19 protein-coding genes are annotated in these 21,131 nt (G+C 63.5%); 4 read left to right on the top strand and 15 right to left on the bottom strand.

Features of this window, described 5'->3' with window-relative positions; translation table 11 throughout:
- Positions 1–135 precede the first annotated feature (135 nt).
- From XB14_RS05895 to XB14_RS05870, 6 genes are all read right to left on the bottom strand, one after another.
- On the bottom strand, positions 136–744 hold the full coding sequence (locus tag XB14_RS05895) for a deaminase (protein ID WP_077960724.1): 609 nt from the start codon (positions 742–744) through the stop codon (positions 136–138).
- A gap of 298 nt (positions 745–1,042) precedes the next feature.
- On the bottom strand, positions 1,043–2,554 hold the full coding sequence (locus XB14_RS05890) for a nucleobase:cation symporter-2 family protein (protein ID WP_143348245.1): 1,512 nt from the start codon (positions 2,552–2,554) through the stop codon (positions 1,043–1,045).
- Between the two features lie 292 nt (positions 2,555–2,846).
- A complete protein-coding gene (locus tag XB14_RS05885) occupies positions 2,847–3,185 on the bottom strand; it encodes a hypothetical protein (protein ID WP_077960722.1) in 339 nt (112 codons plus the stop codon).
- A 159-nt stretch (positions 3,186–3,344) separates the two neighbouring features.
- Positions 3,345–3,983, bottom strand: coding sequence for a glutathione S-transferase family protein (locus tag XB14_RS05880; RefSeq protein WP_077960721.1), 639 nt, complete (start codon positions 3,981–3,983; stop codon positions 3,345–3,347).
- A gap of 191 nt (positions 3,984–4,174) precedes the next feature.
- Positions 4,175–4,522, bottom strand: a complete 348-nt coding sequence (locus tag XB14_RS05875; RefSeq protein ID WP_077960720.1) for a hypothetical protein — start codon at positions 4,520–4,522, stop codon at positions 4,175–4,177.
- A gap of 91 nt (positions 4,523–4,613) precedes the next feature.
- Complete coding sequence (locus XB14_RS05870; RefSeq protein WP_179119535.1) at positions 4,614–7,049, bottom strand: arylsulfatase; 2,436 nt, start codon at positions 7,047–7,049, stop codon at positions 4,614–4,616.
- A gap of 337 nt (positions 7,050–7,386) precedes the next feature.
- Between XB14_RS05870 and XB14_RS05865 the strand changes: the two genes are divergently transcribed.
- Complete coding sequence (locus XB14_RS05865) at positions 7,387–8,400, top strand: aldo/keto reductase (protein WP_077960719.1); 1,014 nt, start codon at positions 7,387–7,389, stop codon at positions 8,398–8,400.
- Between the two features lie 194 nt (positions 8,401–8,594).
- Here XB14_RS05865 and XB14_RS05860 read toward each other — a convergent pair whose 3' ends face one another.
- The 4 genes from XB14_RS05860 to XB14_RS05845 form a co-directional block, all read right to left on the bottom strand.
- Entirely contained in the window at positions 8,595–9,536 is a 942-nt protein-coding gene (locus XB14_RS05860) for an HlyD family secretion protein (protein ID WP_077960718.1), read from the bottom strand.
- Entirely contained in the window at positions 9,533–9,820 is a 288-nt protein-coding gene (locus XB14_RS05855; protein ID WP_077960717.1) for a DUF3302 domain-containing protein, read from the bottom strand. Before XB14_RS05855 ends, XB14_RS05860 begins: the two co-directional genes overlap by 4 nt.
- A gap of 108 nt (positions 9,821–9,928) precedes the next feature.
- The gene (locus tag XB14_RS05850; protein WP_077960716.1) at positions 9,929–11,431 is read right to left on the bottom strand and encodes a M81 family metallopeptidase; all 1,503 of its coding nucleotides are present in this window, start codon (positions 11,429–11,431) and stop codon (positions 9,929–9,931) included.
- A gap of 476 nt (positions 11,432–11,907) precedes the next feature.
- A complete protein-coding gene (locus tag XB14_RS05845) occupies positions 11,908–12,696 on the bottom strand; it encodes a transporter substrate-binding domain-containing protein (RefSeq protein WP_234803978.1) in 789 nt (262 codons plus the stop codon).
- A 244-nt stretch (positions 12,697–12,940) separates the two neighbouring features.
- Here XB14_RS05845 and XB14_RS05840 point away from each other — a divergent pair, with 244 nt between their 5' ends.
- A complete protein-coding gene (locus XB14_RS05840) occupies positions 12,941–13,852 on the top strand; it encodes a LysR substrate-binding domain-containing protein (RefSeq protein WP_077960715.1) in 912 nt (303 codons plus the stop codon).
- A gap of 85 nt (positions 13,853–13,937) precedes the next feature.
- Here the strand turns inward: XB14_RS05840 and XB14_RS05835 are convergent, their stop codons facing one another.
- A complete protein-coding gene (locus tag XB14_RS05835) occupies positions 13,938–14,921 on the bottom strand; it encodes an aldo/keto reductase (RefSeq protein ID WP_077960714.1) in 984 nt (327 codons plus the stop codon).
- A gap of 71 nt (positions 14,922–14,992) precedes the next feature.
- On the opposite strand from XB14_RS05835, the gene XB14_RS05830 reads away from it, so the two are divergent.
- A complete protein-coding gene (locus XB14_RS05830; protein ID WP_077960713.1) occupies positions 14,993–15,388 on the top strand; it encodes a MerR family transcriptional regulator in 396 nt (131 codons plus the stop codon).
- On the opposite strand, the gene XB14_RS05825 is transcribed toward XB14_RS05830, so the two are convergent.
- From XB14_RS05825 to XB14_RS05810, 3 genes are all read right to left on the bottom strand, one after another.
- Positions 15,336–16,406 (bottom strand): NAD-dependent epimerase/dehydratase family protein, encoded by a 1,071-nt coding sequence (locus XB14_RS05825; protein WP_077960712.1) that lies wholly within the window; start codon positions 16,404–16,406, stop codon positions 15,336–15,338. The genes XB14_RS05830 and XB14_RS05825 overlap by 53 nt on opposite strands.
- A 27-nt stretch (positions 16,407–16,433) precedes the next feature.
- Positions 16,434–17,012, bottom strand: coding sequence for a TetR/AcrR family transcriptional regulator (locus tag XB14_RS05820; RefSeq protein ID WP_077960711.1), 579 nt, complete (start codon positions 17,010–17,012; stop codon positions 16,434–16,436).
- A gap of 503 nt (positions 17,013–17,515) precedes the next feature.
- Complete coding sequence (locus XB14_RS05810) at positions 17,516–19,474, bottom strand: elongation factor G (RefSeq protein WP_077960709.1); 1,959 nt, start codon at positions 19,472–19,474, stop codon at positions 17,516–17,518.
- Between the two features lie 280 nt (positions 19,475–19,754).
- Between XB14_RS05810 and XB14_RS05805 the strand changes: the two genes are divergently transcribed.
- Positions 19,755–20,435 carry a glutathione S-transferase family protein gene (locus XB14_RS05805; protein WP_077960708.1) on the top strand — a complete coding sequence of 227 codons (681 nt, stop codon included), beginning with the start codon at positions 19,755–19,757 and terminating at the stop codon, positions 20,433–20,435.
- A gap of 154 nt (positions 20,436–20,589) precedes the next feature.
- Here XB14_RS05805 and XB14_RS33505 read toward each other — a convergent pair whose 3' ends face one another.
- Positions 20,590–21,093, bottom strand: a complete 504-nt coding sequence (locus tag XB14_RS33505; RefSeq protein ID WP_143348244.1) for a hypothetical protein — start codon at positions 21,091–21,093, stop codon at positions 20,590–20,592.
- Positions 21,094–21,131 lie beyond the last annotated feature (38 nt).

Below are 21,131 nucleotides of genomic sequence, written 5' to 3'. Positions count from 1 at the left end.
AACCGTGACTGTATGCGGGCGACCCTAGCACCTGCCTTCATGAGGAGGAATGCATATTCCTTCAAAGAAATCGGCCATTTCACGCTCCGGTCAGAGAATGAAATGGCCGCTCTTGGCAGGTCTGGGGACGAAGTGTCAGTTCAGCGGAATGGCGTTGCCGACCTTGCTGTCCTGGTAGACGGAGGAGAGTTCGTCATATTTTGCCCGGATGGCGTCGGCGCGCGCCTTCAGTCCCTTGCGCTGCGGCTCGGGCAGAGCGTCGATCAGCGCGTGGATCGACTGGCCCTTCCAGAAGGCGTTCGTCCGGTTGTAGCCGCCGGGTTCCAGCGTGAAGACCTCCTTCAGGATCTTCAGGTCATGCGGGATGGAGAAACTGTCGCGCGAATCCTCGTGGCTGAAGAAGTAGAAGAAGTTGTCGAAACCCGCCCAGGTGATCGCCGAAAGGCACATCGAGCACGGCTCGTGCGTCGAGAGGAAGATGAGGTCGCGGCTGTCCGGCCGCTTCTCGCCCTCGATCTCGTAGAACCGCTTCAGCGTGTGCACTTCGCCGTGCCAGAGCGGGTTTTCCGTCTCGTTGTTGGTTTCGACAAGCACGGTGGAAAGATCGGATTTGCGCATCAGCGCCGCGCCGAAGATCTTGTTGCCGGCGGCAACGCCCGCTTCCGTCGCCGGAATGATGCCCTTCTCCATCGTGGCAAGCAGTGCATCGAGCAGTGCGTAGTTGTCGGTTTGCTGTGTCGTCATTCCCAATGTCCTTTTGTTGGGTTTTCAATCAACGCCAGGAAAAACAGGAAGCGGCTTCCTGCCCGGAATGGCGGGTTTCACAAGCAATTCCAGGAAAAGTGCGAAGCGGTTTTCCGTCCGGGATTGCGTGTATCAAAGCAACTCCAGAAAAAGTGCGAAGCGGTTTTTCGTCCGGAGTTGCGTGCATCAAAGCAACTCCAGGAAAAGTGCGAAGCGGTTTTCCGTCCGGAGTTGCGTCGTTCAAAGCAACCCCAGGGAAATCCGTCTGGGATTGCATCATTTCAAAGAGCTTGCCGGTTCAGTGCGCCTCCGCCGCAATCAGCGGCACTTCGGTGCCCTTGGCATCGTAGAGCTTGCCGTTGAGGAAGTAGTCGCCGTCGTGCAGCCTGGCGATGTCCTGGTAGCGGATCGTACGTTCGGTTGCAGCCACAAACACCGACTGCTGGTCGGAATTGCCCGCGGTGAAGTGGTTGAACAAGAGGTTGAGCAGGATCGCCATGACGGCTGCCGACGAGATGCCCGAATGGAAGATCGTCGCGACCCAGGCCGGGAAATGCTCGTAGAAGCCGGGTGCTGCGATCGGGATCATGCCGAAGCCGATCGAGGTCGCGACGATCACCAGGTTCATGTTGTTGTTGTACTCGACCTTGGACAGCGTGCGGATGCCGCTTGCCGCAACCGTGCCGAAGAGCACGATGCCGGCGCCACCAAGCACCGAGGTCGGCACCGAGGCGACGACGCGACCCATGATCGGCAGCAGGCCGAGCGTCACCAGGAACAGGCCGCCCGTTGCCACCACATAGCGGCTCTTCACGCCCGTGACCGCGACGAGCCCGACATTCTGGGCAAAGGCGCTCTGGGTAAACGAGCCGACGACCGGTGCCAGGATGCTCGACAGCATGTCGGCACGAAGGCCGTCGCCAAGCCGGCGCGAATCCACCTTGGTCTCGACGATCTCACCGACGGCGAGAATGTCGGCAGACGTTTCCACCAAGGTCACCATGATGACGATCAGCATCGAGATGATGGCGGCAAGCTCGAAGGTCGGATAGCCGAAATGGAAGATCCGCGGCAATGCGAAGACGGGACCGTTCGCAACTTGCGAGAAATCGGTCATGCCGGCGACATAGGCGATGCCGGTACCGATAACGATCGACAGCAGGATCGAAAGCCTGGAGATCGACGCGTTGCCGAGTTTGCTCAAGAGCAGCACGATGATGAGCGTGACCGCCGCAAGCTGGATGTTGGCGGTGCTGCCGAAGTCCGGCGCCGCCTTGTTGCCGCCCATCGCCCAGAATGCCGCAACCGGCATCAGCGTCAGGCCGATGGTGGTAATGACGATGCCGGTGACGAGTGGCGGGAAGAAGCGCGTGATGCGCGAAAAGATCGGCGTGATCAGAAGGCCGATCAATGAGGCCGCGATGACGGCGCCAAGGATCGCCGGAATGCCGCCATTGCCGGAAATGGCGATCATCGTGGCGACACCCGAGAACGAGACGCCCTGCACCAACGGCAGGCGGCTGCCGAAGAAAGGCACGCCGATCGTCTGCAGGATGGTGGCGAGGCCACCGGCGAAAAGCGAGGCGGTGACGAGCAGGCCGACATCGCTGGAATTCAAGCCCGCCGCCTGGCCGAGGATCAGCGGAACGGCAACGATGCCGCCATACATGGTCAAGACGTGCTGCAGGCCATAGGCGAGGTTCGCGCCGATGCTCAGCCGTTCGTCCTCCGGATTTTGCGCCGGATTCTGGGCCGGATTCTGGGTATGCGTAGTGTCCTCTGAAATGCTTGCCAAGGGTATCTCCTCCATACCTTCGCGATATGTCCCGTCTCCAGCGGGACAACCAAAAGGGTACTGAAGGCGGGCAGATCTCGCTTTCCTAAAAAAGGCGAAACACCTTTCGGGTTTTGGGCGGGAATGGTTGGGGCGGGAATATCTGCCGTAATCGGCCTTTTTTAAGCGGCTTCCGGCGCTTTCGGCCGAAAAATCCGATCGCCAGGGGCAATCTCCCCACGGGCTGGCCGTTCGAAGGAGAGCAGAGATCATCGCATTGCGCAATGGTCGCCGCGTTGGCCAGCACCCACAAGGACGCGACTGCCCTCTAGAGACTGCAGCCCGGATGCTTGTAGAGATCGGCCTGCGACAGATCCGGCGGGCATGGCGTGCTCTTGCCGCCGCCCTGGCCGCAGGCTGAAGGCTTGATCTGCGAGATCGCCGAATAGCGCCCCTGGGATACATGTACCCGGACGCAGGTCTTCGTCCCGGCATTCCACCAGGTATTTTTGCCGCCGACGTCGACATAGCCCCTGGACTGCATCTCGCTCTCGGCACCGGGCGCGCGTGCCCCGACGAGATCGGCGATATCGGCGGGCGATTTGGCGAGGGCCGCCGTCGGAAGGGAAATCAAGGCTGCTGCGGTGATCGCGATGCTGAGGCGCATAGGACGAATTCCTTCTGACCAGGAAGAGCCTGTTCGCATGCTAGCGCGACTGTTTTAGCAGAAGAGAAAATAGATGGCGAGAACGATCACGCAACCGACGAATTCACAGCAGCGGCCGCCTGCCGTCGCCTCCGCCCGACGGCAGGCAAAGGCGGCCCTTCAAGTTGATATCGGGGGCAACTCGGGCGCATCAAGCCCACGGAAGGGATCGCGCCAGGCCTCGATCTCCTCAAGCCGCCCCGCCCAGCGCGCAAGCGCCGGATAGTCCGCGAGCGGCAGCCTTGCCACATCATTGTAGGGCAGGAATGTCGCCATGCGGAAATCGGCGTAGGAGACCGCCTCGCCGACCAGCCAGGCGTGACCGGAGAGTTCGGCATCGAGCAGCCGGGCCGCCTTGTGGAACGCCTTCATCCCCTCCTCCACCATGGCCTCGTCACAAGTGCCGATGCCGTAGCGCAGCTTGGTGCCGCGCTCCCAATGCACCATGTCGCAGGCCTTCACGAAGTTCTCCTTGCCCCAGCTGATCCAGCGGACCATCTCCGGCTCGTCGTCATCCCTTCGCCAGAAATCGGAACCGGCCTGACGGGAAAGAAAACAGGCGATTGCATCCGCCTCCCACAGCGCCCGGCCGGGACGTTCGAGGATCGGCAGGAGCAGATTGGGGTTGAGCGGCCGGTACCGGTCCGCCTGGCCGGGGGCGAATGGCTCGGCATATTCGAACGCAACCTCGGCTTTCAGAAATCGGGCCGTGGCGATCGCCAGGCGCGGATTGGGATTGCGGCTGAAATAGAGCTTCATGCGGCTTGGTCCTTCTTGTGCACATCCTTAAAGACGCACGAAGGCTGCGTTTGCCGACAGGTACCAAGACAAAAATCGACCGCCGATCTAAAGCATGTCGCGCAAAAGTGCGCAGCGGTTTTGCGACAACGACATGCGCCAAATCAATAACTTAAAGCGCACGGAGCGAATCTGAAAGAGCGCGACCCGCTTTAGGTGGCGTCGGGCTTGTTACGACCGCGCCAGAGCAAGGCCGTCAGCACCGCATGAACCGCGACCGCAGGCCACAGAAGGACGCCGGTGGAGCCATCCGTCAGTCCCAGCCAGGCCAGATAGAGCGTGACGGCCGCACTGTAGATCAGCATGCCGAAGAGGCTTGAGTTCGTCCAGCAGGCAACGCCGAGTGCGATCAGGGCAATTCCCGCCACCCGGGCCGTCGGGATCGCAGGCCCGGTGAGTAGCTCGCCCAGCAATAGCCGCCCCACGAACGAAGGCACCGCCACCAGCGCGAGCCCTGTTGCCACCTCCGCGAAGGCGGCGAGATCAAGCACGCGTACCATCGGAACCACCTCTGCCAGTCGTTTGTGCCCGGGCCTTGCGATGCAAGGTCGCCAGAGCATCCTTTGTGCGTTCAGTCGAACGCACGGCGCTCTAGGGCGTTGCGTTTGGCTTCAATTCAAAAGTCAGCTTGTCGATCTTGCCCGTGAAGCGGAAGGGCGTGTCGTAGCGGTGTTCCAAAAGGGCGACGCCGGTGCGCGTGTCGAGACCGACGTCGAAGGTCTCATCCTCGGGGAAAGTGACCGGGATGCCATGATCTATGCTGTTCCTGGCGACCTCCTTGCCGTCCACCGACAGAACGCCGATGCCGCCCGCGCCAATTCCCTTTCCATCCGACTTGAAGTCGAAGACGATCCTGTGTCTGCCGGGTTCGAGTTCCGGCCCCTCCCACAGGGTGCGCTTGAGGTCGAGCAGATTGTAGAGGAACACGACCTTCCCGCTGCCGACACCGAAGTCTCCCTTGCTGAGAAATAGGCCGTAGCCGCCAAAGCGGCCTCCCTCCGTGACGATCATGCCCTGCGCACCGCCGTCGGGTATCTCGACGTCGGCCGTAATCGTATAGGACTTGTTCAAGGTGCTCGGCGCAGCGCTGGCCGGCACACCGCTCAGTTCGCCGCGATAGGTGAATTCCGTGCGGCCGGCCGTCAGGTTCGGCCGCGCGGCGTTCCAGCGTGCGAGCGTCGAATTGTCGAGGGGCAGAACGTTGTACCTCTTCGCCTCGGCATAGAAGAGATCCTGCAATTCCTTGAGTTTGTCAGGCATTTGGGCGGCAAGATCGGTGAACTGCGTCGGGTCTTCGTCGACGTTGTAAAGCTCCCAATTGTAGCCGGTGATCACGTCGGGCGGCGTCTTGGTGCTGAGTTCCCACGGCAGTGTCGCGGGCGTCGTCGCGGCGACCCAGCCGTCGTGGTAGATGGCGCGGTTTCCCAGCATCTCGAAGTATTGGGTCTTGTGTTGCGTCGGGGCAGCGGCATTCGCCTTGTCCCATGTATAGGCCATGCTGACGCCTTCGATCGGCTCCTGCTGGATGCCGTTGATCGTCTCCGGTTGCGGAATGCCTGTCGCCTCCAGGATCGTCGGCACGATATCGATGAAGTGGTGGAACTGCGCGCGGATACCGCCCGCGTCGTCGATATGGCCGGGCCAGGACATGACCATGCCCTGCGCCGTCCCGCCAAAGTGCGATGGCACCTGCTTGACCCACTTGAACGGTGTCCCCATCGCCCAGGCCCAACCGGCCGCGAAGTGCGGGAATGTCCGCTCCGACCCCCAGAACGGATACCAGAGGAACTGATCCTTGACCGGAACATCGACGCCGTTGAAGGTGGTGAACTCGTTCGGCGTGCCGTTGAGCATGCCCTCGGCGCTCGCCCCGTTGTCGCCGCCGATATAGATGATCAAGGTGTTGTCGATCTGTCCGAGGTCTTCCACCGCCTGGATGACGCGCCCGATCTCGTTGTCGGCATAGGCAAGGTAGGCGCCGTAGACATCGGCCTGCCTGATGAAAAGCTTCTTCTCTTCGAGACTGAGGGAATCCCATTGCGGCAACCCATCCGGCCATGGCGTGAGCTTTGCGTTTTCAGGCATGATGCCGAGCCGCTTCTGATTGGCGAAGATCGTCTCGCGAACCTTGTTCCAGCCCTCGTCGAAGAGGTGCATGTCGCTGATCTTCTTGATCCATTCGGGCGTCGGGTGGTGCGGCGCGTGGGTGGCACCGGGCACGTAATAGACGAGCCAGGGTTTTCCGGGCGCGATCTCGCTCAACTGCCTGATGTGCTGGATCGCCTCGTCGGCCATGGCCGTTTCCAGGTTCCACTTGGGATTGCCTTCAAACGGATAGATGGCCGTGGTGTTGCGGAACAGGTTCGGCTGCCACTGGCTCGCATCGCCGCCGACGAAGCCATAGAAATAATCGAAGCCCATGCCCGTCGGCCACTGGTTGAAGGGGCCCGCCTGGCTCGATTGATAGGACGGCGTGTTGTGGTTCTTGCCGAACCACGCGGTGGCGTAGCCATTTTCCTTGAGGATCGTGCCGATCGTTCCTTTCTCGATCGGGATGATCGAATCGTAGCCCGGGTATCCGGTCGCGATCTCCCCGACGACCCCGTAGCCAACCGAATGGTGGTTGCGCCCGGTGATCAGCGCCGCGCGAGACGGAGAGCAGAGCGATGTCGAGTGGAAGTTCGTGAAGCGCAACCCCTCCTTGGCGATGCGGTCCATGGCCGGTGTCGGAATGACCCCGCCAAAGGTGCTGGGCGCGCCGAAGCCTTGATCGTCCGTCATGATGAGCAGCACATTGGGCGCGCCTTTCGGCGGCACGACCCGCGGAGCCCACCAGGGCGTCGATTCCGAGGCCTTTTCCTTGATCACGCCGCCAAAAGCCGGACTTGGTGACGGAAGCTGCTTACCCGTGATTGTCGTGGTCGCTCCCGGGGCGCCGAGCGTCCCTGAAACCTGCTGTGCCCATGCGGACGAAAAACCAAGCGCGAAGAACGCTGCACCCGCAAGCATGCTCTGGCCAATGGTCATGGCGAACACCTCTATTGCAGATCGTTGAATCCCCTCCGAATTAGAGTAGCGTAATATACGCAAACCGAACCCGACACGCGAGAAATTTACGACCGGTGCTCTCCATCCGATCCGTCGCAGACGGTCCGCCCCGATGGCTTCCCCGGACCACTTCACCAGGCATCCGGCTCCGAAACGTGCATCTGTGAATTCGTTTCTCAAATCCTGCGAAGTCAGCGTGCCTACCGCCGATCCGCCGCTCGACCTATTTCTTTGTCCGACAGCGATGCCCCCGTGCCGATCGCAATACCGCACACCACCCCTCACGACCTGCCATGGCGCAGGAAAGGACAGGACAATGACACTCAAGGATATTCTGCCCGGAAAGCTTGGCTTCGGCGCCGCGCCGCTCGGCAACATGTTCCGTGATATCCCCGAGAAAGAGGCGCTTGGCACCGTCGAAGCCGCCTGGAACGACGGTATCCGTTATTTCGACAACGCCCCCTTCTACGGCGCCGGCCTTGCCGAAATCCGCATGGGCGAAGCGCTCTCCGGACGCCCGCGCGACGAATACGTCATCAGCACCAAGGTCGGCCGAGTGATCCTCGACGAGATCGAGGATGTCAGCGCCCGCGACCTCGGCGAAAAAGGCGACGTCTTCCGCTATGGCCGCCCCAACAAGATCGTCAACGACTACACCCATGACGCAACGCTGCGGTCGATCGAGGACAGTCTCAAGCGCCTGAAGACCGACCGGATCGAGATCGCCTTCGTCCACGACGTTGCCCAGGATTTCTACGGCGACGAATGGCTCGACGTTTTCGAGACCGCCCGCAAGGGTGCCTTCAGGGCGCTCGACCGCTTGCGCGACGAGGGCGTGATCAAGGCCTGGGGTCTCGGCGTCAACCGGGTGGAGCCGATCGAACTGCTGCTGGCGCTCGAAGGTCCGCGCCCCGATGGCTTCCTGCTGGCCGGCCGCTACACCCTGCTCGATCATGACCGGGCGCTCCAGCGTGTCATGCCGGCGGTTGCCGAGCGTGGCCTCGGCATCGTCGTCGGCGGCCCCTACAGTTCCGGCGCGCTCGTCGGCGGACCGAACTTCGAATATGCGCCGGCGACGCCGGCAATCCTCGACAAGGTCGCGCGCATCAAGGCGATCGCCGACTGCTACGGCATCTCGATGAAGGCCGCTGGTCTGCAATTTGCGCTTGCCAATCCCGCGGTCGCCGCCGTCATCCCCGGCGCCAGCCAGCCGAGCCGCATCGCCGAAGATCGCGGCGCCCTGAACGAGGCCGTGCCTGACGACTTCTGGCGGGACTTGAGGTTAGCCGGCCTCGTCAACCCCGAAGCGCCGCTGCCGATCGCCGGCTGAAGCAATTCCCGGAAAAGTGCGCAGCGGTTTTCCGTCCGGAATTGCGAAACTTCGAAACCGTCCGCTTTCCCTGCCCGTTACCCGGCGGGCGGGGAAGCCCGCCGCACCGCGGCGCCGGCGAGGCCGATAAGAAAGCCTGCGCGAACCTCGCCCTCTGGCTCGACGTCGATCAGCCCGCCCGCGGATGCCAGGGATCAGAACGGATTGACGTAGTTGGTAATCGCGATCTGGCGCAAAAGCACCCGCCGGATCACATGCGCCGCCTTCACCCGGTCGGTGAAGATTGCCGCGTCCCCCGTGGCGCCGGCCGGCAGCCGCGCGGCGAAAGCCTGGTCGTCGAGTTTCACCCGCACGATGAAGGGCGCGGCCGAGACCGCCTCCGGCGTCACCGCCGTGCCCGACACCCGCGCCTGGCCGGAAGCGATCGCCTGCAGCACGCCCTCGACCGTGCCGGTATAGGTTTCGCCGGGCGCGAACTTGAAGGTCGCCTCCACCTTCTGGCCGGGCTCTATGTAGCGCGCGTCGATCTGGTTGATCTCGACCCCGATGATCGTCTCTGACGTGTCGATGAAGGCCATGGCCGGCGACAGCGGCAGGGTCGTCACCCGCGCGCCCTTGCGCAGCGCAAGATTGGTCACGTAGCCATCGGCCGGCGCCCGCACCGTCGTCTTGCCGAGTTCCCACTCGGCATTGCTGATCTGCGCTTTCAGATTGTCCACGTCCGCCTGGCGCTGCTGCACATCGAATTCGGTCGCCGCATCGCGCGACTGCAGCGTCGTGATCTGCGCAAGCCGCAGCTCCTGCAGCGAAAGCTGCGCCTGAAGCGCATCCACCTTCGCCTGGTAGGGCACGGGATCGATGCGGAAAAGCACGTCGCCGGCCTTGAGCGGGCTGTTGGAGGCGACCGGCACCTCCGTGACCTCGCCGGCGACATCGGGCACGATTGCCACCGAATTGCGCACCACCAGCGCCTTGCCCTGCGGCGCGCCCCAGTTCATCGGAATGAACAGGCCGACCAGAAGCAGCAGGAACACGATCGCCGGCGAGACCTTCCAGAAAAGGTTGAAAGGCACGATCCTGAATTTCACCAGGCAGAAGAGGATGGCCAGGTAGACGTTGAGGAGGACGACGATCATGGCTGGTGCGCCTCGCTTTGATGCACCTCGCCCGCAGGGGTCGCACCCGGATGCGCCCCGCTCGGGCGCGGCACATCGACATAGGCCCAGACGAGCGCGATCGGCCACAGCGCGAAGCCGAGGAACAGCGTCACCCAGCCTGCGACATTGACCGCCTCGCTCCAGGGATGGTTGCGCCTTTTCGCGATCGACCCCGGCAGCATGGCGAGAAAGATCAGCACCGCGACCGTGCTCACCACGAGCACGATCAGCACGATCCAGGCAAAGAGATCGATGAAGCTCATCACGTTCCGCTCCGTTCGTCACGGGAACGCTAGTCCCGGACCTCGGGCGCGCGGAAGTACGTAACAGTTACCACGTGCGCCCAAGCGGCTTGAGCGAAAGACACAGCCTCAGCCGAGTTCGCCGCGGTCCAACGGATAGACCGGCCGCCGCACCCGCTGGAATTTGCGCGCGCCGATATTGGCACTGCTGAGGCCGGTACCGTCGATCTCGACGATCTCGGACGCGATCGGACCGAAGGCGGCGCGGAAGTGCTGCTGCGATTTGACGACGACGATCTGATAGTCGGACGGCTCGATGCCGACGGCGCGGAAGAGGTTGCGGTCGAGCATCTGCTGGCGCTCGCTGCAGATGAGGATGTCGATGCCCTCGACATGAAAGCGCACGCTCGGCCCCATCGTCGCCGGCAGCCCTTGGAACATCGGCCCCTCGAACACGATCCTGCCGTCCGAAATCGCCTCCACCCTGCCCTTGACCGTGATCGGCCCGCCGCCGATTTCGGGATCGATCTTGCAGCCGAGCGTCACCTGACGTGTCGCACCGATGCCGGCGGCGATCAGCTCGGCCGCGACATCCGGGTCGCAGAGCGCGCCGAAAGCCGCATTTCGGACGCCGGTATCGAGCAGCCTGGCGAGCACGCAGGTGGAATCGCTATAGGCGCCGCAGCCGGGATTGTCGGAGAAATCGGCGATCACCAGCGGCCCGGCCCCATCTTTCGCAAGATGCGCCGCGACGATGCCGGGCAGCGCGTCGAGCGGCAGTTGCACATCCTGGTGCTCGCGCCGGTCCCAGATCTCGCGGCAGAGCCGCTCGGCCTCGGCTTCCGCGTCTTCGGCCGCCACCCGGTTGCGGTCGTAGCAGATAACCGCCGATGGGCCGGTATTGAAGATATCGGCATCGTAAAAGCCGGCATTGATCGAGGTCGCCAGCATGCCGTCGCGCGCCGCGATCCCGTCGGCGATCTCGAGCAGTTCAGTCATGGCGCAGGCATGGGTCGTGCGCCCGTCGTTGCAGCCGTTCAGCATCGGCGGCTGGCGGATGGCGAGCGCCGGCCGGATCTCGCCGCGCATCGCCCGCTCCAGCAGTGCGCCGGCCTTATGGGCGCATTCGGCCATGTCCACATGCGGATAGGTGCGGAAGGAAACGGCGATATCGAGCAGGCGGGCCATCTCGGGCGCCGAATTGGCGTGCAGGTCGAAGGTCGCGGCAATAGGCAGCGCCGGTCCGACGATCCCGCGCACCACCTCCAGAAGCTGGACCTGCGCATCGTCAGCCGTCTCGGTGCACATGGCGCCATGAAAGACGATGAACACACCGTCGAGCCTTTCGCCTTCAAGCGCGCATGTCAGATCCGCGACGAAGCGCTGCCGCATCGTCTCCTCGATCCGGCCGCCGGGCTCGGCCCGCGCCGCCACCGTGTAGACCGGCTGCCAGCCGTACCTGTCGCAACAATCGATAAAGCCGCCGATCTCCGAATTGGTGCCGCGGCAATGGGTTTCGATCTCGGCGCCGACGAAATAGTGGCACGCCTCGAAGTCCCTGAACCCCGTCTTGAGCTTGGAAAACGTGTTGGTTTCCTGATTGAATTCGAGAACGGCGACCCTGAAGCTCATCGCATGCACTTTCATATTGGGAATTGGAAAGGAGACGGGCGCCGGGGAAAACGCGAAACCCCGGCGCCGCGCCTGTCCGCCTGACCTGCGATGCGTCGAACGCAGCGGCGGCAGGCGAATTCTGGGTGGGTGGGGCGGGCCCCTACACCCCTGATAACGGGTTGGCTCGTCACTTGGCCGAACGTGTGAACCATGCATCCGGGGTGGGACCGTCCCTCCCGTACTCGGACCGGGATTTGCCCCTCACCCTAACCCTCTCCCCGCAGGCGGGGCGAGGGAACGAGAGCGAGCCATCGACCGATCACCTCACTCACGCCCCGCCGGAGAAAGCCGCAAGCGTGAGAGGTTTCGAGCGAGCGGCTGCCGCGACGTCCCTTCTCCCCGCGCGCGGGGAGAAGGTGGCCGGCAGGCCGGATGAGGGGCAAGCGCGCAGCGATACCAGAGGCCAGAAGGCACCGAGCATCACAGCCACCGCCTCAGCGAAAATACTCGCTCGTCGTCTTCGGCTTCGCCATGATGTCGAAGTCGAAATACTGCTTGCGGATCTTGTCGTAGGTGCCGTTTTCCATGATCGTCTTCAGGCCGGCATTGAGCTTGGCGAGCAGTGCTGCGTCGCCCTTGCGCACCGCCATGGCGTTGCCCTCGGCCGTGTCGAGCACGAAGCTGTCGCCAACGAAGGCGCAGCAGCCGCTCTCTTCCTTGGCCAGCCACTCGGTAAAGGCCATCTGCCCTTCGAGGATCAGGTCCAGCCGGCCGTTCTCCATGTCGAGAAACACTTCGCTCATCGTCGGATAGAGCTTCACTTCGCTGTCGGGAAAGAACTGCTGCAGCGCCTCGACGGCAACCGAGCCCGACTGCGTGCCGATCACCTTGCCCTTCAGCGCCTCGGGCGAGATGTCCTTGAGGCCCAGATCCTTGCGGGCAACGAAGCGCATGGCGTTGAAGTAGTAGGGATTGGTGAAGTCCACCTGCGTCTTGCGATCCGGATTGATCGCCATCGAGGCGACCATCACGTCGAACTTCTTGGCCTGCAGAGCGGGGATGATGCCCGCCCACTCGTTGGTGCTCCAGACGCAATCCACCTTGATCTCGGCGCAGACCGCCTGGCCGATATCGTAGTCGAAACCTTTGATCTCGCCGGCAGCCGTCACATAGTTGAACGGCGCGTAATCACCCTCGGTGCCGATCGCCAGTGTCTCGGCATTGACGGTGGCGGCCGCAAACAGCGCGGCGATGACCGATGCGGTCATGAACTTCTTTTTCATCTCGTTCCCTCTGTCCTTCCTGTCGACCGCCCACGAAGTTCCGGCCGCAAGCGCCGTCATTGGCGTGCGTCAAATGAGCGACTTGCGCGAAACCGCCTGGATTTTCGGCCGATTTCAGTTTTCGTTTTGCTTTATTATGCTTCGACAATGCGTGAGGTCTCCCCCCTTCGCAATGTGAAAGAAATCATTCCAGCCATCGAAAAAATTCATGTAGGCTGCAACCGATCCAAACCCGGAGCAACGGATGCGTGACCTGCCGAGCCTCAAATCCCTGCGCGCCTTCGAGGCGGCCGCGCGCAATGGCAGCCTGACGGCCGCCGCCGACGAGCTCTGCATCGGCCAGGGGGCGATCAGCCACCAGATCAGGAATCTGGAGCTCAATCTCGGCCTTCGGGTCTTCGTCAGAAAACAGCACGGCGTCGAACTGACGCCGGAGGGCGGGCTGCTTTACGCCTCCTGCCAGCGCGCCTTCGACGATCTCGAAGGCGTGGTCCAGCACATCCGCCCACGCACGAGCGACAAGATCCTGCGCGTCCGGGTCGGCCCGTTCTTTTCGATGAAAGTGATCGCGCCGCGCATTTCCCAGTTTCTCGCCGCCAATCCCGGCGTGCAGATCCACCTCTCCCACCTCGAAACGATCGCCGCCGGCACCGGCCCGGCCGATGTCACCATCGCCTATTGCCTGCAGCCGCCGCCCGGACGCTTCACCCGCAAGCTCCTGCGCGAACGCCTGGTGCCCGTCTGCGGCCGCGACCTCTGGCAGGAAGACCGGCAGGCGCTGCTTTCCGGCAATCGGCTGCACTATCGCGGCCTTCAGGAATGGCAAAGCTGGATCGCCTCGTCTGGCCTCGCCCTTCCGCGCAGCCGCCAGGACCTGATCTTCGACGACCAGCACATCATTCTCGAAGCGGTGAAGGAGGGCCAGGGCGTGGCGCTGATCGACCGCACCATGGTCGAGCACGAACTGAAGTCCGGCCAGATCCGCCTGGCGCACGAGCATTTCTACGAGCCGGCCGAAACCTACCAGTTCGTGTGCCAGGAGGAATTGTTGCGCACCAAGCCGGTGACGAGGGCCTTCCTCAACTGGCTGATCGCCGAGATCGAGGAGCGCGAGCGGCAGAGCGCAGAGGCGGTGCAGACATCTGCCACAAGCTAGCCGTCGGCGGCCGGGAAACGTCCCTCCTCCGCACCCAACGGAAGAACCGGCCGCCGCACGCCCGTCGCGCACGGCGGTCGCACCCTTAGACGGCGGCGCCTTGCACGGCCCCGGCGAGCGGATCGAGCATGGCCATCACATCATCGGGGAGGACGATGGACGCCGCCGCGACGTTCTCCTCAAGACGGCTGCGCCTGCGTGTGCCGGGGATTGGCACCACCTTGGCATTCAACGTGCGGCCCTGCGTGTGCAGCCAGGCGAGTGCCAGTTGGGCCGGGGCAATGCCGAGGCCACGCGCGGCTTGCTCGACCTTCGCCACCACCTGCATGTTCGCCTGGTGGTACTGCGATGCAAAGCGCGGGAAACTCCTGCGCGCATCTCCCTCCGTCAGGGATTGGGCAAAGGCCTGGCCGGTCAGCATGCCGCGTCCGAGCGGAGAGTAAGGCACGAGCGTCACGCCGAGTTCGAATGCAGCGGGAACGACATCTTCCTCGATCCCACGCGTGAAAACAGACCATTCCGACTGCAGCGCTGCAATCGGATGGATGGCATGCGCGGCCCGCAGCTCCACTGCCGTCACCGCCGAGAGGCCGAGCCAACGGACCTTTCCGGCCGCGACCAGATCGGCCATCGCGCCGATGGAATCCTCAAGCGGTACGGCATCGGTGCGGCGATGCATGTAATAGAGGTCGATGACATCGACGCCCAGGCGCTTCAGCGAGCGGTCGGCGGCCGCACGAATGAACTCGGGCCTGTTGTCCATGCTCCAGTCGTCAGGGCTTTGCGGCGTGCGCGCATAGCCGAACTTGGTGGCGATCAGGACCGCGTCGCGATGCGCCCTGACGAAGGACGCCAGAAAGGCCTCGTTGGCGCCGATACCGTACATGTCCGCCGTGTCGAACAGGCTGACGCCGAGTTCGAGCGCCCGTTCCAGCGTGGCGCGGGATTCGGCCTCGTCCGTCGTGCCGTAGAACTCGCTCATGCCCATGCAGCCGAGTCCCTGGGCTCCGATCAGCGGGCCATGCGAGCCGAGTTGGACGCGGTGTAGAATCTTTTCCTTGCTTGTCATTATGGGTCTCCAATTCCAGACAAGCAGCCCTTATAAGTATTGACCATACTCCATGGTCAAGGGTTCGTTGCATGCTGATTTCGGAATTTGCCAAAGCCACGGAACTGCCTGTCGATACGATCCGCTTCTATATTTCCAAAGGGCTGCTGAAGCCGCAGCGCAGCGCCAAGGGCGGCTCTAACCCCTATCAGCTGTTCAGCCCGGAAGACGTCACCGCCGCCCGGATGATCCGGCTGCAACAGACGCTGGGTTATTCGCTGCGGGAGATTCAGGCCCTCAATGACGCCTATCGCGCCGGCGAAAGTTCGCCCGCACGAACGGTCGAGATCCTGCAAACGCAGATCGCGCGACTAGAAGAGCGGAAGGCCGCGCTGGACGCGGCGCTCTCGTTCCTGCGCGGCAAGGTGAACTGGATCAAGGCAGGCAAGCCGGACACGGCGCCGCGACTGGAGGACTACCGGTGCTGACGGTCCGAAGCTCGTCCAGCCCCTGCTCCCGCGAGATGACGGGAACATAGCCGAGCTCCCGCTTTGCCTTGCCGATATCAAGCGAGATCTCGACGGCCGACGTCGCATAGGCCTGCGATGTCAGCGGAACGCTGATCCTCCCCCAGGAAATGGCAGCGAGCACATCGCCGACCCAGGCAACGGCTCTGACGACGGCGCGCGGAACGGATTTGTCCGGCGGGGCGATCCCTTGCGTTTCCAGAAGCTGCGAGACGAACGTCCGGAACGGCACGGCATCGCCATCCGCGATGAAATAGACCTCCCCGCCCCGCCCGTTTGCAAAGGCAAGCGCCACGGCCTGGCACAGGTTGTCGATATGGGTGGTCGAGGTCAGGTAGGTGCCTCCGGCGATCCAGGCGAGCTTGCCGGAACGGGCGGCCTCGACCAGTGCCGGCAGCGCCGTGGTATCGTCGCGCCCCCAGACGAAGCGCGGCCGAAGGGCAACGACCGGGAACGCCGGACTGCTGGCCGCAAGTGCTACACGCTCGGCCGCCGCCTTGCTGCGCGAGTAGCTGCCGGCCGGGCGGCGCGGAAACGGCGCCGTCTCGTCCACGTGCACCAGCGGATGCCCATCGGCAAGCACGGATTCCGTGCTGATATGGATCGCTTTGCGGATACCGGCGGCGCGGGCCGCCTCCATGACGATCCGCGTGCCCTCCTCGTTCACCCGGCGCTGCTGCGGCGTGCCTGGTCCATGATCGGTATCGGCCGCCGCATGGACAAGCGCATCGCAGCCCGCCATTCCGGCGGCGATGTCTGGACTGAGCAGGTCGCCCATAAAGGCCGTCGCACCGAGTTGGCGGATGCGGTCGGCCGACTTTTGGCTGCGCGCCAGAGTGACAACGGAAACGCCGGCCGCAACGAAATGGCGGATGAGGTTGCGGCCGACATAGCCACTGCCGCCGGTGATGAAGATGCGCCGGAACGGGGCGCGTTCGTCCGTGGCCACGGCGGATGTGGCATCGCAAGCTTGGTTCATTTCACTGCACCTATGAGGTTTGGACGCTTAGCGCTCGTCCGGAAGATCGGCTGCCTGCGGGGTTGCAGTCACGAGCCAGTTGATTTCGCGCAGCACCTTGTCCCGGTCCGCACGCGCAAAATGGTGAAAGTCGAGATATTCGAGGAACTTGAGACCCTCGAGCGCGAGATAGGCCAGCAGCGCCCCGCGCGGCGATTGCGAATTCTGGAGAATTCTCGCGATCGTCGCATCCTGGCTTGCCTGCATCTTCCGGCGCAAACCGGCATCGAGCGTAAGCGCCGCGCTGAGGTTCAGTGCCACCGCCCGGAATTCCTCGGGCGGCGGTTCGGCCGCAGCAACGATGCGCCCCCTGACCGCTCGATCCTGAAGATCACCGATCGTCGCTTCAATCCGCGCATGGTGCTCGTTGTCGCGCTCAAACGCCCGGTCGACTACGGCCTCGATCAGCGCCTGCTTGGACTTGTAGTCATAAAGCACGCTCGCCTTGCTGACACCGGCCTCCTTCGCGACGGCATCGACGGTCAGGTTGGCAGCGCCATCGCGACCGACGACCCGTTCGGCGGCGTCCAGCACCTGCTGTTGATCAATTGCGCGTTTCCGGCCCATGGCTCCATCCGATTTATTTCCGACCGGATGGTTATAAATAATCTATCGGCGCTTTTGTCAAGCGCGTCGGATCCCCTGGAAAGCCGGATCGCCTCCTCGAGCCTCGCCCTTCCGGGCATCCGCCAGGACCTGATCTTCGACGACCAGCACATCATTCTCGAAGCGGTGAAAACGCAGCCGAACCCCAGGCCCGATCAACGGTTGCTCGCGGACTACCGCGCCGATCCGCCTTTACACGAAGTTGAGCGAGCGTGATGTGATAGCGTGTATGCGCAGAACGGCGATGCCGGGCCGGGGCGTTGAAAGCGACGTCACGGAAGGCGACCGGCGCACTTGACCTCGCCCGTCGGCGATCCGGGGAATCGGCGCGACCTATCTCGACATCAAATACGCTCCGTGATTGCGCGGCAACGAATTCGCCACCGAAGAGACGTTGATGCGCGACTAAGATTGCTCGGCGCGGTCTCGGTGCATCGCGCCAAGCCAGGTGCACTCAAAAATGATCACCCCGCGTGCTGTGCCCCATGCGCGTGGACCACCGCGTCTGCCTCCTTGCCGTAGAGTTCCTCGAAATGATCGAAGCTCTTGGAGAAGTAGCCGATCCCCTGCGTCGCCGCCCTCAGCGCCCTCGCCAGATCGTCGAGTGCTGATCCCGGCACGAGTGCGCGAAAGATGTCCCAGCCCTTGGCGGTCTCGTCGCGGTCGAAGCCGAGCACCTGGCCCTTGTAGGTGGAGACGATCGGCACCAGGCTGCCGGAATAGATCGAGGGGATGTGGATCTCGATGCGGATGACCGGCTGCATCAGCACGGCGGAGGCCTGCGACAGCGCCTGGCGCACGCCCATCTTGGCGGCCGCGCGGAAGGCGAAGTCGTTGCTGTCGACCGAATGATGCTGGCCGTCGGTCAAGGTCACGCCGACATCGATCACCTGGAAGCCGAGCGGCCCCTTTTCCATCGCCTCGCGGGCGCCCGCCTCGATCGCCGGGATGAAGTTGCGCGGCACCGCCCCGCCCTTCACCGTCTCGGCAAAGGAGAAGCCGGCGCCGCGCTCGTTCGGGTGCACGCTGAGCTTGACGTCGGCGAACTGCCCGGCGCCGCCGGTCTGCTTGCGGTGACGGTAGTGGACATCAGACGGCTTCAGCACCGTCTCGCGGTAGGTCGGGCTCGGCGGCCTGTCGGTGACGCCGACATGGAAGACATCGGCGAGCGTCCGGCAGAGGTCGCGCAGGTGCATCGGCCCCTGCACGCAGACGAGCTGGGCGCCGGTCCCTTCCTCCTGCATGACGGCGAGTGCGCGGTCGGTCTCGGCGAGCTTGGCAAGCGTACCCGAAAGCTTGGTCTCGTCGCGCTCGCTGTCGGGCACCAATATGCGCTCCAGCATCGGCGTCGGCGGCACCGTCCAGTCCGGCGCATCGGCGGTGGTGTTGGCGGCAAGCAGCGCCGGCACCGGCAGATGGTCGGCCTTGACCGCGGCAAAGATCGCGCCCGCCTCCGGCGTGGCGTTCGCCACCGGCTTGCCGGTCGCCGGGTCCTGCAACGACCCGAGGCTGCCGCCGCCAAGCGTCGCGCCCTGCTTGATGCCTAAGGTCAGTGCCCTGACCAGCACGGTCTTGCCGACATTGGCGCGGTGATAGGCATGGAAGCTGACGGCAGAAAGCGCCGTCTCGGCGATCGGGCCGGCCTCAGCCAGCCGCTTTCGCAGCGCATCGACTTCAGGCGCCTCATGGCGCAGCGCCTTCATCAGCCGCAGAATGCCGTTGGCGTGGCTTGCAGCGCCGACCAGCACCGGAATGATCCGGTTTTCCTTCAAGAGCCGCGTGGAGATCGCATAGATCGTGTCGTTGGCCGGCAGCCGGTCCTCGATGAGTTCACCGAGCAGCCAGTCGTCGAATTCGGAGAAATGTTCCAGCAGTTCGGTGCGCGCCTCCTGTTCGCGCTCCATCGTCGTGTCGGGAATTGCGATCAGCGCGGAAGTCTGCCCTTCGCGGTAGCGCCAGGCGCGCTCGGAGATCAGGTCGCAAGTGCCGACGATCTTGTCTCCCTCGCGGATCGGCACCTGGCGCAACAGCAGCATGTGGCCGGAATAGTCCTGCAGGGCTGCAATCACGTCGCGCAGCCGCCCCTGCGGCTCGTCCATGCGGTTGATGAAGAGAATGCAGGGCGTGCCCGACGCCTCGATCGCCTTCAGATAGGGCGCCGCGAGCACCGCCTCCTCCGGCACCGGCGAAACGCAGAGCACGCAGGCGTCGCTGGCGATCAGCGCGTGCTGCGCGTGCCCCAGCGCTTCGGTACCGCCGGGCGCGTCGAGCGCGCACCAGGCTTCGCCGCCAAATTCGAATTCCGTGAGGTTCAGTCCATAGGGTGAAGCAGCTTTTCGAGAGGCCCCCTCCAGACCGGCCAGCTTGTCTACCAGCGTGGTTTTCCCGGTCTGCGAGGGCCCTAGTACCGTGAAGCAGCGCATCGGCAATCCTCCCCTGTCGCGATGACGACGGGCGCCGAGCGTTGCGACGCCCTTGTTCTATTAATTCTAGGGCAGCTTTTGCGCTTTCAATGGCTGCCGGCCAAATTCGCTGACCTTCGCGCTGGCCTGCGTTGACAAGCGGGCCGCAGTTGGCCACACTCCGATTGTAAATTTAAACCAGTACTAAAACGATATCACTCGCGATAGACAACCGTACGCGCAGCGCTCGTTCTGTCGTAACATCAGCCTTGTGGAACCGTCCGAACCGGAGATCGCCTTGATGTCCCTTACCCTTTACCAGCATCCGCTCGCGTCCTTCTGCCATAAGGTGCTGATCGCGCTCTACGAGAACGACACGCCGTTCACGAGCAGCCTGGTCGACCTGCTCGACCCGGAGGAAGCCGCCCGCTTCGCCGCACTGTGGCCAGCCGGAAAGATGCCGGTGCTGACGGACAGCGCCCGCGACGTGGTGATGCCCGAGACCTCCATCATCATCGAATATCTCGACCGCCACTATCCGGGCGCGGTCAGGCTCATTCCCGACGACCCGGATCAGGCCCTGAAAGTCCGGCTCTGGGACCGCTTCTTCGATCTCTATATCCATGTGCCGATGCAGAAGATCGTCACCGATACGCTGCGGTCCGCGGGCGAAAACGACCATCGCGGCGTCAAAGACGCCCGCGCCACGCTTGGCCTTGCCTATGGCATGGCCGACAAGCACTTCGCCGAACACAGCTTTGCCGGCGGCGACAGCTTCAGCCTTGCCGATTGCGCCGCCACGCCGGCGCTCTTCTATGGCGGCATCGTCGAGCCCTTCGGTGAGAACTATCCGCATCTTTCGGCCTATTTCGAGCGGTTGCTCGAGCGCGCGTCCGTCCGCCGCGTGCTCGCCGAGGCGCGGCCCTATTTCCACATGTTCCCCTACAGGAACCTGATGCCGGCGCGGTTCGTCGAGGCCTAGAGCATGTCGCGCAAGAGTGTGCAGCGTTTTGCGACGACCACATGCGCCAAATCAATCACTTGAGCGCCAAGCGGATCTGAAGGATCGCGACGCGTTTTAGGGCGCGGAGCGGCGCGCCTTGGCGGCCACCTGCGCCAGGCGCAGCGAGCCAAGGTCAGCTATTGGCGCGGCGCCAGGTTGAACCACCCTGCTGCTCCAGCCACATGGCGTTCTCGAACAGCACGCGTTCGTCGGAAACGCCCCGGCGGAACTGGCCCGTGATATGCCGGGCCAGCCGGTCGGCACGCTTCCCGTAACGCGGGATGTCGCACCAGATGCAGACCCGGTCGAAGGTGCGTTGCAGCATGTCAAGGTCATCGGGGCCGATCTGGCCGTCCGGTTCGCGTGCAATCTCCTGCATTGAAGTCTCCTGGCTGACGTGAACCGGCCTGTCGGCATCTGCTTGCACCGCCGCCCGCAGGTCGAAGCCGATCGTGTATTTCAAGGCGCCCCTCTCGCGGATGCCGCGCTGGTAGCAACTGAAAATGCGTCTTGCGATTGTTTCTGCCATCTCGCAGTCGCGCGCCAGTCCGCGCTCACGCAGGATCTCGCGGAAGACCTGCTCGATCTGGTTCATTTCGTGCGGGAGGAACGCCCTGGCGTTGGCCGTATCAAACATCGCGTGACCTCCTGACCTGGGGCGAAAGCGAGAATGAT

It is taken from the genome of Ensifer adhaerens (assembly GCF_002007205.1).
Lineage (GTDB): Bacteria > Pseudomonadota > Alphaproteobacteria > Rhizobiales > Rhizobiaceae > Ensifer > Ensifer adhaerens_D.
Note: the sequence above shows the minus strand (reverse complement) of the source record. Positions and strands in the feature narration are given on the sequence as shown.

What these genes read in the sequence shown, in the direction of transcription:
- XB14_RS05865 (WP_077960719.1), top strand. Translation starts at nt 7,387, where the DNA reads ATGACACTCAAGGATATTCTGCCCGGAAAGCTTGGCTTCGGCGCCGCG.
- XB14_RS05880 (WP_077960721.1), bottom strand. Translation starts at nt 3,983, where the DNA reads ATGAAGCTCTATTTCAGCCGCAATCCCAATCCGCGCCTGGCGATCGCC.
- XB14_RS05890 (WP_143348245.1), bottom strand. Translation starts at nt 2,554, where the DNA reads ATGGAGGAGATACCCTTGGCAAGCATTTCAGAGGACACTACGCATACC.
- XB14_RS05850 (WP_077960716.1), bottom strand. Translation starts at nt 11,431, where the DNA reads ATGAGCTTCAGGGTCGCCGTTCTCGAATTCAATCAGGAAACCAACACG.
- XB14_RS05840 (WP_077960715.1), top strand. Translation starts at nt 12,941, where the DNA reads ATGCGTGACCTGCCGAGCCTCAAATCCCTGCGCGCCTTCGAGGCGGCC.
- XB14_RS05895 (WP_077960724.1), bottom strand. Translation starts at nt 744, where the DNA reads ATGACGACACAGCAAACCGACAACTACGCACTGCTCGATGCACTGCTT.
- XB14_RS05875 (WP_077960720.1), bottom strand. Translation starts at nt 4,522, where the DNA reads ATGGTACGCGTGCTTGATCTCGCCGCCTTCGCGGAGGTGGCAACAGGG.
- XB14_RS05820 (WP_077960711.1), bottom strand. Translation starts at nt 17,012, where the DNA reads ATGGGCCGGAAACGCGCAATTGATCAACAGCAGGTGCTGGACGCCGCC.
- XB14_RS33505 (WP_143348244.1), bottom strand. Translation starts at nt 21,093, where the DNA reads ATGTTTGATACGGCCAACGCCAGGGCGTTCCTCCCGCACGAAATGAAC.
- XB14_RS05835 (WP_077960714.1), bottom strand. Translation starts at nt 14,921, where the DNA reads ATGACAAGCAAGGAAAAGATTCTACACCGCGTCCAACTCGGCTCGCAT.
- XB14_RS05855 (WP_077960717.1), bottom strand. Translation starts at nt 9,820, where the DNA reads ATGAGCTTCATCGATCTCTTTGCCTGGATCGTGCTGATCGTGCTCGTG.
- XB14_RS05870 (WP_179119535.1), bottom strand. Translation starts at nt 7,049, where the DNA reads ATGACCATTGGCCAGAGCATGCTTGCGGGTGCAGCGTTCTTCGCGCTT.
- XB14_RS05885 (WP_077960722.1), bottom strand. Translation starts at nt 3,185, where the DNA reads ATGCGCCTCAGCATCGCGATCACCGCAGCAGCCTTGATTTCCCTTCCG.
- XB14_RS05825 (WP_077960712.1), bottom strand. Translation starts at nt 16,406, where the DNA reads ATGAACCAAGCTTGCGATGCCACATCCGCCGTGGCCACGGACGAACGC.
- XB14_RS05860 (WP_077960718.1), bottom strand. Translation starts at nt 9,536, where the DNA reads ATGATCGTCGTCCTCCTCAACGTCTACCTGGCCATCCTCTTCTGCCTG.
- XB14_RS05845 (WP_234803978.1), bottom strand. Translation starts at nt 12,696, where the DNA reads ATGAAAAAGAAGTTCATGACCGCATCGGTCATCGCCGCGCTGTTTGCG.
- XB14_RS05805 (WP_077960708.1), top strand. Translation starts at nt 19,755, where the DNA reads ATGTCCCTTACCCTTTACCAGCATCCGCTCGCGTCCTTCTGCCATAAG.
- XB14_RS05830 (WP_077960713.1), top strand. Translation starts at nt 14,993, where the DNA reads ATGCTGATTTCGGAATTTGCCAAAGCCACGGAACTGCCTGTCGATACG.
- XB14_RS05810 (WP_077960709.1), bottom strand. Translation starts at nt 19,474, where the DNA reads ATGCGCTGCTTCACGGTACTAGGGCCCTCGCAGACCGGGAAAACCACG.